We start from the raw sequence: 15,883 nt of genomic DNA on the forward strand, positions 1-15,883 counted from the left end.
CCCACCCCCCCCCCCCCCCCCCCCCCCCCGGGGGGGGGGCACGCTGGCGTTCTGGGTGCAGGCGCAGCTGTTCTCGGTGGCGCACGGCACCGGCGCGGTAGAGAATGCAGGCATACCCCGCCTTCTCGCGCTTGTGCGCCGCTACCCCCTGGCCGCTACCCCCTGGCCGCTACCCCGCCAGATCGCCCACCGGCTCGACCCTGACTCGGGTGAGGCCACCGACGTGCCCGCCACCGAGGTGCTCGAAGCGCTCTCCCGCGCCAAGACGGTTGTTTTTGACAAGACCGGAACGCTCACCTGGGGCACGCCAGCGATCACCGAGGTGCGCCCCGAAGCGGGCTGCACCACCGACGAGCGCTGGACCGTGGCGGCGTCGGCCGAGCAGTATTCGAGTCACGTAGCTGGCGGCATCCGCTATTGCGGCCGCGCACGAGCGCGGGAGCGATCGGTCAGGAGGCCGTCGACCTCGTGACCATTCTGAACGCGCTGCGCTCGATTGGCAGTCGGCGGGATGGCGCCGCGGCGCGCGGGCTTTCGGTTGCCGCGAGCGGTCCCGAAAAAGCGGACAGAACGGTACACCCAGTAGTAGACAGACCGTTCTGAATCAGAGGCATTTCACGGCCTGAATTGTGCACACGTCAAGGTAACGATCGTGTTACCGAGCAATCTGCACACTGTACGGGGGTATGGCCAATGCGATACGTTCACGATCACGCTGTACCTCGAACTGGGGCAGAGCGGCCGGCGCACTCCGATCGAACGGACACACACGTGAAATCACACTTCAGGCGAACCACGCTCCCGCCCGAAAGCCCGCACGTCGCCCCGCACCAGGCGCGGAGCGTGATGGCACTGTTCATGACCACAACCCTCGTCGTCGCCGGCGTCCTCGTCGGTGCGAGCGGCGCCGTAGCCGCACCGATGGCCCCCGGACTCGGCGGCACGATCGGCGCCGGCATTGGCCAGCCGGTCACCAACTTCACCGACGGTCGCTACATCGTGACCCTGGCCGACGACGCTGTCGCCACCTACACCGGCGGGGTGGACGGCTTTGCGCCGACCAGCCCGGACGCCGGCGCCCGCCTCGATCCGCGAAGTCGCGCCTCGTCGAGCTACTCCGACTACTTGGGTGGTAAGCAGAAGAAGGTGGCGGCATCCGTTGATGCCACGATCGACTACTCCTACACGCTCGCCCTCAACGGGTTCGCCGCCGAACTGACCGCAACGCAGGCCGCAGCGCTCTCGGCCGAGAAAGACGTCGTGGCCATCACGCCCGACGACCTCAAGCACGTGACGGCCACCTCGTCCACTGATTTTCTCGGACTCTCCGGCGATGACGGCGTCTGGGCGAACACCGGCGGTGCCGAAACCGCGGGCGAGGGCGTCGTCATCGGCGTGCTCGACACCGGGCTTGCACCGGAGAACCCCTCCTTCGCCGGCCAAGCGCTCGGCAGCACGCCCGGCGCCGCTCCCTACATCGACGGTGACACGATCACCATGAACAAGAGCGACGGCACCACCTTCACCGGCCAGTGCGTCACGGGCGTGCAGTTTGCCACGAGCGACTGCAGCACCAAGGTTGTCGGCGCGCGCTACTTCGTGACCGGCTTCGGCGCCGACCGCATCGGTGGTCCGTCTACCGGCGAATACCTCTCGCCGCGCGACGGCGACGGCCACGGATCGCACACCGCGAGTACCGCGGGCGGCAATCATGACGTCACCGCGACCATCAGCGGCCTCGACTACGGCCTCATCTCGGGCGTGGCCCCGGCGGCGAAACTCGCCGCCTACAAGGTGTGCTGGTCCGGACCCGATCCCACGTTGTCGACCGATGACGGCTGCGCTACCTCCGACCTGCTGGCCGGCATCAACCAGGCCGTTGCCGACAACGTCGACGTGCTGAACTATTCGATCGGCGGCGGAGCGGCCGACACCACGGTCTCGCCGACCGACCAGGCCTTCCTCGGCGCTGCCGCAGCGGGCATCTTCGTAGCCGCCTCGGCCGGTAACGCCGGACCCGGTGCGTCCACGCTCGACAACGCCGCCCCGTGGATCACCACGGTCGCCGCGAGCACGATCCCCGGCTATGAGGCGACCGCCACCTTCGGCGACGGTACAGCTCACGCGGGCGGATCGATCTCGGTCGACCGTGCCCCGGGCGCCACGCCGCTGGCTGGAACGCTCGTACGCGGTGACCTCGTGGCCGTCGCCGGCCACGACTCGGCCGACGCCCTGCTCTGCGGCCCAGGTTCACTCGACGCCGACCTCGCCCGTGGAACCATCGTGTTCTGTGAACGTGGTGTCTACGACCGGGTGGCGAAATCGGCCGAGGTGCTGCGTGCCGGCGGCATCGGCATGCTCCTGGTGAACCGTGTTCCCGGCTCGGTCGACACCGACGAGCACACGGTGCCCACCATTCACCTCGACGCCCCCTATTGGGACGCGACGTTTGCCTACGCGGGCAGCGCCGGGGCATCCGTTGTCTTCACCGATGGCAACACGACCAGCTACACGCCGCCGACACCGCAGGTGGCCGGGTTCTCCTCGCGCGGACCGGTGCTCGCCGACGGCAGCGACATTCTCAAGCCCGACGTGACCGCGCCCGGCGTGGCCATTCTCGCTGACGGCCCCAACGCCGCGGGTGGCGAGCCGACCTGGCAGTTCCTCTCCGGCACGTCGATGTCGAGCCCGCAGATCGCCGGACTCGCCGCCCTGTACCTCGGCGAACGTCCCCTCGCGACGCCGGGCGAGATCAAGTCGGCCCTGATGACGAGCGCCTATGACACCGTCGACGCCAACGGCGACACCGTCACAGACCCGCTCACGCAGGGGGCCGGACACGTCGACCCGACGAAGATGTTCGAACCGGGCCTGCTCTATCTCAACGACACCGAGGCCTGGTACTCGTACATTCAGGGCATCGGCTACGACGTCGGCGTCGACCCGGTCGACCCGAGTAACCTCAACCTGGCCTCCATCGCGATCGGGTCACTGACCGCGCCGGAAACCATCACTCGCACCGTCACGAGCACCGAGGCCGGCACCTTCACCGCCCAGCCGGTCACCGTGCCTGGTATCGACGCGGTCGTGTCGCCCGCCACGCTGAGCTTTGGTGCCGCGGGCGAATCGGCCAGCTACACGGTGACTTTCACCAGAACGGATGCCCCACTCGATACGTTCTCGACCGGCACGCTCAACTGGGTGAGCGACTCGGGAACAGTCGTGCACAGCCCCGTCGCCATTCAGCCGGTGACCCTGATCGCCCCCGCCACCGCGGACGGCACCGGGGTCGACGGTTCGGTCGACGTGTCCATCACCCCCGGAGCCACCGGAGACGTGGCACTCAACCTGATCGGCCTCGCGGCCGGGCTGCACCAGCCCGACGCTGCCGACCCGTCGAGCCCGAACACCGGAACAGGCACCGCCGGCGACGAGTTCAGCTACCAGGTCGAGGTTGTGAACGGCACCCAGCTCGCCCGATTCGATCTCGACGCGGTCGACCAGACCGCCGACCTCGACCTGATCGTCTACCGCCTGAGCGGTGACGGCGGCAGCCCGGTCGCCGGCTGGCAATCAGCGACCGGTTCGGCCGATGAGCTCATCGACCTGGTCGATCCGCAGGCCGGCTTCTACCGGGTGATCAACTCGGTCTACAGCGGAACGACGGCGTTCAACGTGAACACCTACTCGGTGCTCGCCGGCGCCGGTGAGGGGTCGTTCGCGGCCGCGCCGCCGGTCGTCGCGGGCCAGCAGGGCGTAACGGCGACGTACTCGCTGTCCTGGTCGGGCCTTACCCCCGACACCGGGTATCTCGGTCTCGTCGGCTACGGCGACAGCGCGGTATCGACGGTCGTGTCCGTGGCCAGCGGCGCAGCGGCCGAGCCGGAGGCGCCCGTGAACACGGTCCTGCCGTCGATCGAGGGCACCGCTGTGGTCGGACAGAAGCTGACCGCCAACCCCGGCGAGTGGAACGTCGCCGGGCTGGAGTACAGCTATCAGTGGCAGTCCGATGGTCGCGACATCAAGAAGGCCACCGAGACCGACTACGAGCCGACCAGATCGCAGGGCGGCAAGACGCTCACCGTGGTCGTTACCGCTACGGCCGACGGCCGGCCGGCCGGCGCGGCCACCTCGGCCGGGGTCGTCGTGAAGTACGGCGCCACGGTTGACCTGAAGGTGGAGTCGAGGGCCAAGCCGCACTCGGCGGGCGTGAAGATCGCGGTGTCGGTGACGACCGACGCACCGCGCTCGGCGCAGTTGGGAACAGTGCAGGTCCTGGTCGACGACACGAGCTACGACGTCGCCCTCGACAGGTTGGGCGAGGGAACGCTCACCCTGGCCGACCCGGACCGCGGCACATACACGGTCACCGCGCACTATGCCGGCACCGACCTCGTCGCCGCGGCAACGAGCAAGCCGGGCACGCTGATCGTGCGGTAGCCGGGCCGCGCGGCAAACGCGCGCCGCAGCATCCGCTTCGAATCGGATGCCGCGGCGCGCGTTTGAGCGTGCCCGCCCGCTGATCCCCCCAGCGTGCGGTACCTGTGGAATGCCCCTATCCGGGGGGCGGCGAGCGCGCTACGGTCACGAGCGAACTGTCCCGCGATAGGAACAGTCAACCGTTCCTGCTGTGGAACGAGACCACCTCGCACCGTTATCGGATTGGACACCCACGTGAGTTCTTTCTTCAGGCGCACGACGTCTGCGCCGGATTCAGCGCTGAACCCGGCGCCAACGTCCCGCCCGCGCCGTCGCGCCACAATCGCGGCCACCGTCACCATCGCCCTGGTGGGCGCTTCAACGCTCGTCGGCGGGGTTGTGCCGGCCAACGCCGCCCCCGCAGCGACGGGGCTGTCCGGCAGCATCGGCCATACCGGCGGACAGCGCATGGACTTCACGGCCGGCCGCTACATCGTGACCCTCAGCGACGAGGCCGTCGCGCTGTACCAGGGCGGTGTCAATGGTTTCTCGGCCACCATGCCGGGCGCCGGGGCCAAACTCGACGCCCAAAGCCGCTCGGCCGAGAGCTACCGGAACTATCTCACGCGGGTACAGAGCGAGGTGGCGGCATCCGTTGACGCCACCGTGGGGTATTCCTACACGCTCGCCCTCAACGGTTTCGCCGCGCAGCTGAGCGGCAAGCAGGCGGCGACACTCGCCGCACAGAGAAACGTGGTGTCGGTGGTACCCGACGCTCTCCGGCACGTGACCGTGCAGTCGTCGACCGACTTTCTGCGGCTGAGCGGGCCGACCGGCCTGTGGTCCGAGCTCGGCGGGTCGAGCGAGTCCGGAAAGGGCGTCGTAATCGGCGTGCTCGACACCGGAATCGCCCCGGAGAACCCCTCATTCGCCGGCGCAGCGCTCGGCACGACGCCCGGCGCTGAGCCGTGGTTCGACGGCGACACGATCACCATGAACAAGGCCGACGGAACCACCTTCACCGGCACCTGCCAAAGTGGCGAACAGTTCACTACGCGTGACTGCAACACCAAGGTGATCGGGGCCCGCTACTTTCTGAACGGGTTCGGGGCCGACCAAATCGGCGACGCTTCAACGGGTGAATATGTCTCCCCGCGGGACGGCGACGGCCACGGTTCGCACACCGCGAGCACCGCCGGCGGTAACGTCGACGTGCCGACCATGATAAACGGGGTCGATTTCGGCGTCATTTCGGGGGTGGCCCCGGCCGCCAAGATCGCCGCCTACAAGGTGTGCTGGTCGGGCCCCGACCCGTCGGTCACGAGCGATGACGGCTGCGCGGACACCGACATTCTGGGGGCCATCGACCAGGCCATCTCCGACGGCGTCGACGTGATCAACTACTCGATCGGCGGCGGCCCGGCCCAGACCACGTTCTCAGCCACCGGCCAGGCCTTCCTGGGCGCGGCAGCAGCGGGGATCTTCGTGGCCGCCTCTGCCGGCAACGACGGACCCACCGCGTCGACCCTCGACAACGCTTCACCGTGGATCACCACGGTCGCCGCGAGCACCATCCCCTCGTACGAGGCGACGGCCACCCTGGGTGATGGCTCGACCTACGCCGGTGCGTCGATCACCGTCGACCGCGCGCCGGGAGCCACCCCGCTCTCCGGCAACCTGCTGCGGGCCGACCTCGTATCGGTGGACGGCTTCGACCCAGCCGACGCACTGCTCTGCGCACCGGGCGCACTCGACCCGGCCAAGGTGGCCGGTGGGATCGTCTTCTGCCAACGCGGCGTTTACGACCGGGTGGCTAAATCGGCCGAGGTGCTGCGGGCGGGCGGCAGCGGCATGCTGCTGGTCAACCGCACACCGGCCGACGTCGACACCGATGAACACTCGGTGCCGAGCATCCACTTGGACGCCCCCGCCTTCGATCCGGTCTTCGCCTACGCGGCCACGGAGGCTGCAACGGTCACGTTCACGCCCGACAACACCACCGCCAAGCCGACCCCGGTGCCCCAGGTGGCCGGATTCTCCTCCCGTGGGCCGGTGACCGCCGACGGCGGCGACCTGCTCAAGCCCGATATCGCCGCTCCCGGTGTCAGCATTCTTGCCGACGGTGCCAATGCGGCCGGGGCCGACCCGACGTTTGAGTTCTTGTCGGGCACCTCGATGGCCAGCCCTCACATCGCCGGTCTCGCCGCGCTGATTCTGGGCTTTCGGCCGCTCGCAACCCCGGCCGAGATCAAATCGGTCATGATGACAACGGCCAAGGACACGGTCGATGCCAACGGTGACCGGGTGACCGACCCGTTTGCACAGGGGGCCGGACAGGTCAATCCCTCCTCCTTCGGCTATCCGGGCCTGGTCTACCAGAGCGGCCCGGCCGACTGGCTGGCCTACCTGCAGGGCATCGGTTTTGATGCCGGCGTCGATCCGATCGACGCCAGCAACCTGAACCTGCCGTCGATTCAGATCGGAGCCCTGACCGCACCCGAGACGATCACCCGCACGGTGACCGCCGTACGGGCGGGCACCTACACCGCTATCCCGATTGAGATCCCCGGCGTCACGGCGGTCGTCTCCCCGGCCACCATGACCTTCGGTGCTGTCGGTGAGAAGCAGAGCTACACGGTCACCTTCACTCGAACAACTGCCCCGCTCGACGAATATGCCACCGGCTCGTTGGACTGGAGCTTCGGCAACGGTGGTTCGGGTGACCCGGGCGACTCCTTCGACGTGGTGCACAGCCCGATCGCTGTTCGACCGGTCACCGTCGTCGCCCCCACGGAGGTGGACGGGACCGGCGTGGACGGGTCGGTTGATGTGACGGTTACCCCGGGAGGGTCGGAGCCGGTGCCGCTCACACTGAGCGGCCTCGCCACCGGGCTGCACCAGGCTGACCCTGCGGACCCGTCCAACCCGCACTCCGGTTCCGGCGCGACCGGCGACCAGTTCAGCTACGAGGTGGAGCTGGCCGGCGGCCGGCTGGACCGGTTCGACCTGAACGCAGTGGACGACTCGACCGACCTGGACCTGTTCGTGCTGCTGCTCGACGGCCCGGGCGGTGACCCGGTTGCCGGATGGCAGTCCGCCACCGGATCCGCCGATGAACACGTCGACATCTTCGACCCGGAAGCCGGTTTCTACCGCATCATCGTAGACGTCTTCTCGGGGTCGACCACGTTCGACGTGAACACGTTCGCGGTCGCGTCGGGAGAGCCCACCAGTGGGTTCACCGCAACACCGGCGACGATTCAGGGGCCGCAGGGCGTTCCGATCACCTACACGCTGAACTGGGCCGGCCTCACGCCGAACACGCCCCACCTCGGTGTGGTTGACTACGGCGACAGCACCGTTTCGACGATTCTCGCCGTCGCGGCCAGCGCCGGGAACGAGCCGGAGGCCCCGATGAACGCGGTGGCGCCGAGCGTGTCGGGCACCCCCGAGATCGGGCACGTGTTGACGGCTGATCCCGGCCAGTGGAACACCGAGGGCCTCGCCTTCGGCTACCAGTGGCAGAGCGACGGTGTCGACATTGCCGGTGCGACAGCGTCGACCTTCACGCCGAGAGCGGCGCTCGCCGGAACGACGCTGACCGTGGTGGTGACGGCGTCAAAGGTGGGGTTGCCGAGCGCCTCGGCAACCTCGGCCGGAGTGGTGGTGAAATACGCGGCCAAGGTTAGGGTGACACTGAATCACCGGGCCGTCTTCTCCTCCAGCCGGGTCACCGTGTCGGTCACCGTTACGAGCAAGGGCACGGTCGGCGACACCGCCACGGTCACGGTCGACAAGCGCCGCTTCACCGTGAAGCTCGACGCGAAGGGGCACGGCAGTGTCACCCTGCCGCAGCTCGGTCGCGGCCTGTACAGGGTCGTCGGGCACTACGCCGGCAACGACACGGTTGCGGCCGCGACCAGCCCGGCGCGTTCCCTGCTGATCGTGCGGTAGCCCCCACGCTGCCTGACCGGGCCCGGGCTTCTGCAGCCGGACCCGGGGCGCGGGAGACTGCAGCCCGGCAGCCTAGGCTGGGGGGATGCGACTGGAGGGATGGATGCGGGGGCGACCCGGAGTATCCGTTGTACCCGGCGCGAGCCCGAAGCCTCGACTGAACCGCGACGTGATTGTGCTCGGCCTCATCGCCTTCTTCGTGATGGTGGGGTTCGGCGTTGTCGTTCCGGTGCTTCCGGTCTACGTGCAGAGCTTCGGGGTGGGCAACCTCGAGGTCGGGGCGGTCGTCTCCGCGTTCGCGCTCATGCGTTTTGTGTTCAGCCCGGCCTGCGGTCGGCTCATCGACTGGGCGGGGGAACGCACCGTTCTGGCCGTCGGCATCGGCATCGTCGCGCTCTCGAGCGGGCTGGTCGGCGCCGCAGACAGCTACCTGCAACTGTTGCTGCTGCGCGGCGCGGGCGGCATCGGCTCGGCCATGTTTTCGGTGTCGGCGATGACATTGCTGCTGCGCACCGCCGAGCCTGGCCGTCGGGCCCGCGCGATCGGTTTCTATCAGGGCGGATTTCTCATCGGGGGCATGGCCGGCCCCGCGATCGGCAGCCTACTCGCGACCATCTCGCTGACCGCCCCGTTCTTCTTCTACGCCGGCACCCTCACCGTGGCCGGCCTGGTCGGGCTGTTTCTGTTGCGCTCCGGGGGGCGGGGCAGCGCGCTCGCCGCGGTCGACGCATCCGCCGTGCGCACGCCCTTTCGGGAGGTGCTGCGCGACGAACGTTTTCGCGCGGCCTGCCTGGCCAACTTTGCGCAGGGCTGGACCTCGCTGGGGGTGCGCACGACGCTCATTCCACTGTTCGTCGTCGTCGTGCTCGGCGGCACGAGCTCGTGGACCGGAATCGCCCTCGCCGCTGCGGCCGTGGCCCAGGCGCTCGCACTCGCACCGGCCGCCCGGTTTGTTGACATCGTCGGTCGCAAACCGGCCATCATCGGAGCTTTTGCTCTGGCGGGTCTCGCGATTGTGGCAATCTCCTTCGCGCCGAACATCTGGGTGCTCGGCGCGCTGCTCTGCGTGTACGGGGTCGCTGCTGCTTTTATGGGCACCGCGCCGGCCGCTGCCGTCGGCGACGCCGCCGGCGTCCGCGGGGGCCGCCCGGTGTCGGTGTTCTCGATGTGTGCGGATGCCGGGGCGATCGTTGGTCCGCTCGTCGCGGGTCTGCTCGTTGATAGCTTCTCGTTCTCGGCCGGGTTTGCCGTGGGCGCCGTGTTCCTGCTCATCGCGGCCGCCTACGCGGTGCGGATGCCGTCGGAGCGTCGCGTCGACGGCTGACCCTGGCTTGGTGGCAACCCGATCGGGAATACCCAGCGAGGTGCATGCGTTTGCATGAATGTCTACCGATTTTTTGCCAGGAGAGGACCTCATGACCGTCCAGACCACCGGACTGCACCACGTCACCGCGATTGCGGGCGCCCCGCAGCGCAATATCGACTTCTACGTGACCGGGCTCGGCCTGCGACTCGTGAAGAAGACCGTCAACTTTGACGACCCGGGGACCTATCACCTGTATTACGGCGACGATTCCGGCCGGCCCGGTTCGCTGCTCACCTTTTTTCCGTGGACCGGTATTCGCAGCGGCCGCACCGGCTCCGGCCAGTCGACGACGACCGCATTCTCGGTCCCGGCAGGCAGCCTCGGCTGGTGGAAGGCGCACTTCGCGAAGCTCGAAGTGGAATCCGAGGTGACGGGACGCTCCTCGAATGAAGAACGGCTCTCACTGCGCGACCCCGACGGGCTGCAGCTCGACCTGGTGGCGTCGTCAACCGTGGATCCGCGTAATCCGTGGGATTCCGCATCCGTTCCCGCCGAGTTCGCGGTGCGGGGGCAGCACTCCTCGGTGCTCACCGTAGCCGACCCGGCAAAGACCGTGCAGGCGCTCACGACCGACCTGGGCATGCACGTCATCTCCGAAACGGATGGTCGCATTCGGGTGGGCGCCGGCGACGGCGCGGCCGGCAACCTCGTTGACGTGCTCGCCGACCCCACCGGCGAGCCGGGCCTCACCGCCGGTGGAACCGTGCATCACGTGGCGTTCCGGGTGCCAGACCGCACCACCCAGGCCGAATGGCGCGAGCAACTCGTGGATCGTGGCTACGGCGTGACGGCGATTCTCGACCGCCAATACTTCACCTCGATCTACTTTCGCGAACCGGGCGGCGTGCTGTTTGAAATCGCCACCGACACCCCCGGATTCGACATCGACGAGCCGCTGCTCGAGCTGGGCAGGTCGCTGAAGCTTCCGCCGTGGCTTGAACCGAGCCGCGAGGCGATCGAGAACGCGGTCGCGCCGCTCGCGCTACCGCCTGAGAATAACCCGGCCATAACGGATGCTGCGGCGCCGGTCGCCGCTGGCGCCCAATGAGTGCCGCGATCATCGACGGTGCTGCGCTTGAAGACAGAGCCGCGATGCTGGTCGCCGTCACGCTGGTACCGGGCGCATGAGCGCCGCAGCACCGGACGCCCCGTGGCCGCACCTGTTTCGTCCGGGGGCAGCCGACGCCCCCGTGCTGGTACTGCTGCACGGAACCGGTGGCAATGAGCACGAGGTGAGCCGTCTGGCCGACGTGCTTGACCCGAACGCCGCCGTGTTGGCGCCGCGCGGGCGGGTGCAGGAGAACGGGCTGAATCGCTGGTTCCGGCGACTGTCGGAGGGCGTCTTCGATACCGACGACGTTGCTCGACGAGCCGACGACCTCGCCGGGTTTCTGGTCTGGGCGCGGAAACATTACGCCTTGGGTGACCGCCACCTGGTGGCCGTCGGATTCTCGAACGGCGCCAACATCGCCCTCGCCACGGCGTTGTTGCACCCCGAGGTGCTCGCGCGGGTGATCGCGTTCTCCGGGATGCATCCGCTCGACCGAGTGCCGACGGCCCCCGATTCGGGTACCGAGCCGCCTACCGCTGTTGCCGCGGGGAGTGAGCACGCGATCGATGTGCGGCTCGCTCAAACCGAACTGGCGGCATCCACTGTGCTGCTGCTGAACGGTCGACAAGACCCCATGGCACCGCTGGCGAGTGTGCAGAAGCTTGTCACCGCCCTCGTCGAACGCGGTGCAACGGTGCAACAGGAGCTGCGCCCCGGTGGGCACGGCATTGCCGAAACGGATATCGCAGCCGCCGCGGCGTGGCTCAGGAATTTTTCATAGTCGGGTTCGATGGATGCGCGCCGGAAGACGCGCGGTTAGCGCACTTCTTTGCGTCCGGAGATGACGCCGCTGACCGTTGCGACGATGGCAAAGATCACGGTGATGATGGGAAAACCGAGGTCCCACCAGGCGATGGCGGCGGAGCCGAAGATGGCGATCTCGATGAAGGCTTTACCGAACAGGTCGAGGCGGAACACGGCCTTGGGCGACCGGAACAAGGCCCAGACCAGAATGGCGAAGGCGGGGGTGGCGAGGCCGAGTAGCACGCCCGGCCACGGCAGGGGCCAGGCCAGGAAGCCCCAGATGCCGAGGCTGACGAAGGCGACGAGTTCGAGTACGAACCGGAGCATGTCGTTGGGGCCGATTTTCGGTAGGTCGCGCGTATCTGTCACCCGTCAATCCTAGCGATGCCCGTCACCCCTGGGTTCCGGGCCCGGTCGCGGAGGGTGGGCAAGGAACGGCGCGGGACTACTTGAAGATGATCGTGCGGGCCCCGTCGAGCAGCACGCGGTTCTCGGCGAACCACTTCACCGCCTGGGTGAGCGTGCGGCTCTCCTCGTCCTGCCCGATCGAGACGAGCTCCGCCGGGGTACGCGAGTGATCGACCCGCACCACGTTCTGCTCGATGATCGGCCCCTCGTCGAGATTACCGGTCACGAAGTGGGCGGTCGCCCCGATGAGCTTCACTCCGCGTGCGTGCGCCTGGCGATAGGGGTTCGCGCCCTTGAACCCGGGCAGGAAGGAGTGGTGAATGTTGATCGCGCGCCCGCTGAGCCGCGCGCACAGTTCGGGCGAGAGAATCTGCATGTAGCGGGCGAGCACGACGAGTTCGATGTCGAGTTCCTCGACCGCCTCGACGACGCGGGCCTCGAAGTCGGACTTGCTCGCAGCATCCGTGATCGGCAGCGATTCGAACGGAACCCCGTAGAACCCCACGAGGTCGCGCAGTGTGCCGTGATTGCTGAGCACGAGCGGAATCTCGACCGGCAATTGACCGCCGCGCTGGCGAAACAACAGGTCGTTCACGCAGTGTCCGGCGGTGGACGCGAGCACGAGTGTGCGCAGCGGACGACCGACGACATCGATGGTCGACGCCATCGCATAGCGGTCGATCACCGGCCCGAGCGCCGCCTCCAGTTCGGGCCGCGTGGCCGGCGACTGCACCTGCAGCCGCATGAAGAAACGCCCGGTGTCATCGCTCGAGAACTGCTGGCTCTCCGAGATGTTGCCCTGCGCCTGCACGATCGCGCCACTGACCGCGTGCACGATTCCGGGCTGGTCGGCGCAGACGAGTGTGATTACCCAGTGATGCGGGGTCGAGGAAGTCATTGGCTCAGAATACCCGGCGCGGGAGCGGATGCCCCGGTCGCTCACCGTGCCGCCATGCCGCTCACCGTGCCGGCATACCTGGTTTGGGTAGACTACGGGTTGGTCGCACTGAACAAGTCGGCCCCGGGCGCGCACGTCGGCGCGTAGTCGAGTGGCTTCGACCTCGGTGTGAATGGTCCCACCGGTCGACCTTGACGTCCCAGTGCGAATGCAGTCATGACCAACACCACCAATATCCTTTTGCCCACCGGGTCGATTCCCGTCGTGCCCTCCGCCCGGGCCGACCCGCCGTTTCCCTGGGTCGGCCTGATCACCCTGTCCGCCGCCGTTTTTCTCTCGGTCACGAGCGAAATGCTGCCGACCGGTCTGCTCCCCGAAATGAGCCGCAGCCTCAACGTTGCGCAGTCGCAGATCGGGCTCCTCGTCTCGTGGTTCGCGTTCACCGTCGTACTCACGAGCGCACCGGTGGCCATGTTGACCCGCCGTTTACCGCGGCACGGCCTCATCATTGCCGTGCTCATCCTCTTCGCGGTGAGCAACATCCTCACCGCCATCGCGCCGACCTATGCGTTCGTCATCGCCGCCCGGGTGCTCGGCGGCGTCGCGCACGGCCTGTTCTGGGCGGTTGTGGGCGCCTACGCGGGGCACCTCGTGCCACAAGCGCAGATCGGCCGCGCCGTCTCCATCACGGTCGCGGGCGGCACGCTCGCCTTCGTCTTCGGGGTGCCGCTCGGCACCGCGGGCGGCCACCTGCTGGGCTGGCGGCTCTCCTTCGTCGTGCTCGCCGCTCTGATGCTCGTCGGCGCGGTTCTGGTCTGGAAATTTCTGCCACCGGTGGCGCGGTATTCACCCGGCGCACCGGAATCCGCTGCCGCGACCACGACTCGGCAGCCGCGCGACGCGACCGTGCCGGCGGTGGTGCTGATCTGCATCATCACGGGCATCACCATGATCGGTCACTACAGCTTTTACACCTACATTGCGCCGTTCCTGCTCGATGGGCTCGGTGTTGACCTCGCTCTCATCGCCCCGCTGCTCTTCGCCTACGGCGTCGCCGGCGCGGTCGGACTGCTGCTCGTCGGCACCGTCCTGGGCCCGCGCCCGAGCCTCGGCCTGATTCTGGGCCTCGCCGTGAGCGCCCTCAGCGTGACGCTGCTCGCGGTCTTCACGGCGACGCTGCCCGTCGCTCTCGTCTCGTTCGTGCTGTGGGGCATGGCGTTCGGCATGCTTCCCCCGCTTTTACAGACCCGGATGCTGCACGCCGCGTCTCCGCGAATCCGCGACACCGCGAGTGCCTTCTACACGACCGCATTCAACGCCGGGATCGGCGGTGGCGCACTGCTCGGTGCGGTGTTGATCGAAAGCGTCGGCCTGGAGATGGTGCCGATCGTCTATGTGGGGCTGCTGGTCGTGGCCCTCGCTCTCGTGATCGTCACCGACCGCATGACCCACCGCCGCGAACGCGCCTGAGCGCGCTCGGCGCATCCGCTCAGACGCAGCGGCTAGCGGCGCGGGCGGTCGGAGAGTGGACGGTTGGCAACGACCGGTACGTGGCCGGTGAAACCGTCGCGGGCGGCCGCGATCTCGAGAATGCGGCCGCGGCAGGCGTACCAGCCGATCATCAGCCCGGGAATGATGAGCACGAGCGAGCTGATCGTGAGAGTGCCGACCGGCCAGTCGAATGCCATCAGCATCAGCACACCGACGAGGAACACGAGCGTCACGTAGCCCGAGTAAGGCGCCCACGGCATGCGGAACACCGGGCGCACCAGAATGCCACGTTTGGCCCAGGCCTGCAGTCGCAGCTGGCACAGGACGATCATTCCCCAGGCGCTCACGATGCCGATCGCGGCCATGTTGAGCACGATCTCGAAGGCCTCGTCGGGCACGATGGCGTTGAGTCCCACGCCGAGCAGCGTCACGACCCCGGTCAGCAGAATGCCGCCGAACGGAACCCCGTTGCGGCTGATCTTGCCCGCGAAGCGCGGCGCCGATCCGGCGAGCGCCATGGACCGAAGTATGCGTCCGGTGGAATATAAGCCCGCGTTGAGCGAGGACAACGCCGCGGTGAGCACGACGAGGTTCATTATTACGTCGACACCGTCGACCCCGATCGTGCCGAAGAAGGTGACGAACGGGCTCTCGCCTGCCTTGTATGCCGTGTACGGCAACAACAGCGAGAGCAGCAGAATTGATCCGACATAGAACACTGCGATGCGAATAATGACCGTGTTGATCGCCTTCGGCATGACCTTTTCAGGGTTCTTCGTCTCGCCGGCCGTCGTGCCGACCAGTTCGATGGAGGCATACGCGAACACGACGCCCTGCACCACCAGAACGGATGCGATCAGCCCGTTGGGCAGCCAACCTCCGTTTTCGCCGATCAGCGCAAACCCGGTCGTGGCCCCGGCGAGTGGCGTGCCGAAAATCACCATCCAGGTACCGACGATCAGGAACGCCACGATCGCGAGTACCTTGATGAGGGCGAACCAGAATTCCATCTCGCCGAACACCTGCACCGAGAGCAGGTTGAGGGACAGGACCAGACCGAGCGCGGCAAGAGCATACAGCCACTGCGGCACGGAGCCGAACGGCGCCCAGTAGGTCGCGAAGAAGTTCATGTACAGGGCGACCGCGGTCACGTCGACGATCGCCGTCATGGCCCAGTTGAGCCAGTACAGCCAGCCGGTCACGAACGCAGTTTTCTCGCCGAAGAACTCGCGGGCGTACGACACGAAGGAACCGGAGCTCGGGCGGTGCAGCACCAGTTCGCCGAGCGCCCGCAGAATGAGAAAGGCGAAGAAACCGCAGATGGCATAGACAAAAACCAGAGCGGGACCGGCGCTTGCGAGGCGTGCGCCGGCGCCGAGGAACAATCCGGTGCCGATAGCGCCGCCGATTGCGATCATCTGCACGTGGCGGGACTTGAGTCCCTTGTGCAGGGCGTCGTCCTCGTGCACGTTCAGAGCGTCTTGGATGTGCT

At 67.7% G+C, this 15,883-nt stretch carries 10 protein-coding genes; 7 read left to right on the forward strand and 3 right to left on the reverse strand.

All coding sequences use genetic code 11. The features are described 5' to 3' along the window. Positions 1 to 55: 55 nt before the first annotated feature. From LH475_RS14500 to LH475_RS02705, 6 genes are all read left to right on the forward strand, one after another. The gene (locus LH475_RS14500) at positions 56 to 472 is read left to right on the forward strand and encodes a hypothetical protein (RefSeq protein WP_366145582.1); all 417 of its coding nucleotides are present in this window, start codon (positions 56 to 58) and stop codon (positions 470 to 472) included. Between the two features lie 386 nt (positions 473 to 858). Then, positions 859 to 4,440 (forward strand): S8 family serine peptidase, encoded by a 3,582-nt coding sequence (locus LH475_RS02685; protein WP_297412808.1) that lies wholly within the window; start codon positions 859 to 861, stop codon positions 4,438 to 4,440. 234 nt (positions 4,441 to 4,674) lie between these two features. After that, positions 4,675 to 8,373, forward strand: coding sequence for a S8 family peptidase (locus LH475_RS02690; RefSeq protein ID WP_196843362.1), 3,699 nt, complete (start codon positions 4,675 to 4,677; stop codon positions 8,371 to 8,373). 85 nt (positions 8,374 to 8,458) lie between these two features. Further along, positions 8,459 to 9,697 (forward strand): MFS transporter, encoded by a 1,239-nt coding sequence (locus LH475_RS02695; protein WP_297412809.1) that lies wholly within the window; start codon positions 8,459 to 8,461, stop codon positions 9,695 to 9,697. A gap of 91 nt (positions 9,698 to 9,788) precedes the next feature. Beyond that, positions 9,789 to 10,787 carry a ring-cleaving dioxygenase gene (locus tag LH475_RS02700; RefSeq protein ID WP_196843361.1) on the forward strand — a complete coding sequence of 333 codons (999 nt, stop codon included), beginning with the start codon at positions 9,789 to 9,791 and terminating at the stop codon, positions 10,785 to 10,787. Positions 10,788 to 10,863: 76 nt separating this feature from the next. Beyond that, the gene (locus LH475_RS02705; protein WP_196843360.1) at positions 10,864 to 11,571 is read left to right on the forward strand and encodes an alpha/beta hydrolase; all 708 of its coding nucleotides are present in this window, start codon (positions 10,864 to 10,866) and stop codon (positions 11,569 to 11,571) included. Between the two features lie 35 nt (positions 11,572 to 11,606). On the opposite strand, the gene LH475_RS02710 is transcribed toward LH475_RS02705, so the two are convergent. Next, positions 11,607 to 11,963: a YrdB family protein gene (locus LH475_RS02710; RefSeq protein ID WP_297412810.1), complete on the reverse strand. Its 357-nt coding sequence runs from the start codon at positions 11,961 to 11,963 to the stop codon at positions 11,607 to 11,609. A gap of 76 nt (positions 11,964 to 12,039) precedes the next feature. Next, the gene (purU, locus tag LH475_RS02715; RefSeq protein ID WP_297412811.1) at positions 12,040 to 12,900 is read right to left on the reverse strand and encodes a formyltetrahydrofolate deformylase; all 861 of its coding nucleotides are present in this window, start codon (positions 12,898 to 12,900) and stop codon (positions 12,040 to 12,042) included. Between the two features lie 216 nt (positions 12,901 to 13,116). Between purU and LH475_RS02720 the strand changes: the two genes are divergently transcribed. Continuing rightward, positions 13,117 to 14,370, forward strand: coding sequence for an MFS transporter (locus tag LH475_RS02720; RefSeq protein ID WP_196843358.1), 1,254 nt, complete (start codon positions 13,117 to 13,119; stop codon positions 14,368 to 14,370). A 32-nt stretch (positions 14,371 to 14,402) separates the two neighbouring features. On the opposite strand, the gene LH475_RS02725 is transcribed toward LH475_RS02720, so the two are convergent. Next, positions 14,403 to 15,809, reverse strand: a complete 1,407-nt coding sequence (locus LH475_RS02725) for an amino acid permease (protein ID WP_196843535.1) — start codon at positions 15,807 to 15,809, stop codon at positions 14,403 to 14,405. Between the last annotated feature and the right edge of the window lie 74 nt (positions 15,810 to 15,883).

The sequence above is a fragment of the Cryobacterium sp. genome (assembly GCF_026786305.1).
Classification (GTDB): Bacteria; Actinomycetota; Actinomycetes; order Actinomycetales; family Microbacteriaceae; genus Cryobacterium.

What these genes read in the sequence shown, in the direction of transcription:
- purU (WP_297412811.1), bottom strand. Translation starts at nt 12,900, where the DNA reads ATGACTTCCTCGACCCCGCATCACTGGGTAATCACACTCGTCTGCGCC.
- LH475_RS02725 (WP_196843535.1), bottom strand. Translation starts at nt 15,809, where the DNA reads ATGATCGCAATCGGCGGCGCTATCGGCACCGGATTGTTCCTCGGCGCC.
- LH475_RS02685 (WP_297412808.1), top strand. Translation starts at nt 859, where the DNA reads ATGACCACAACCCTCGTCGTCGCCGGCGTCCTCGTCGGTGCGAGCGGC.
- LH475_RS02705 (WP_196843360.1), top strand. Translation starts at nt 10,864, where the DNA reads ATGAGCGCCGCAGCACCGGACGCCCCGTGGCCGCACCTGTTTCGTCCG.
- LH475_RS02700 (WP_196843361.1), top strand. Translation starts at nt 9,789, where the DNA reads ATGACCGTCCAGACCACCGGACTGCACCACGTCACCGCGATTGCGGGC.
- LH475_RS02695 (WP_297412809.1), top strand. Translation starts at nt 8,459, where the DNA reads ATGCGACTGGAGGGATGGATGCGGGGGCGACCCGGAGTATCCGTTGTA.
- LH475_RS02720 (WP_196843358.1), top strand. Translation starts at nt 13,117, where the DNA reads ATGACCAACACCACCAATATCCTTTTGCCCACCGGGTCGATTCCCGTC.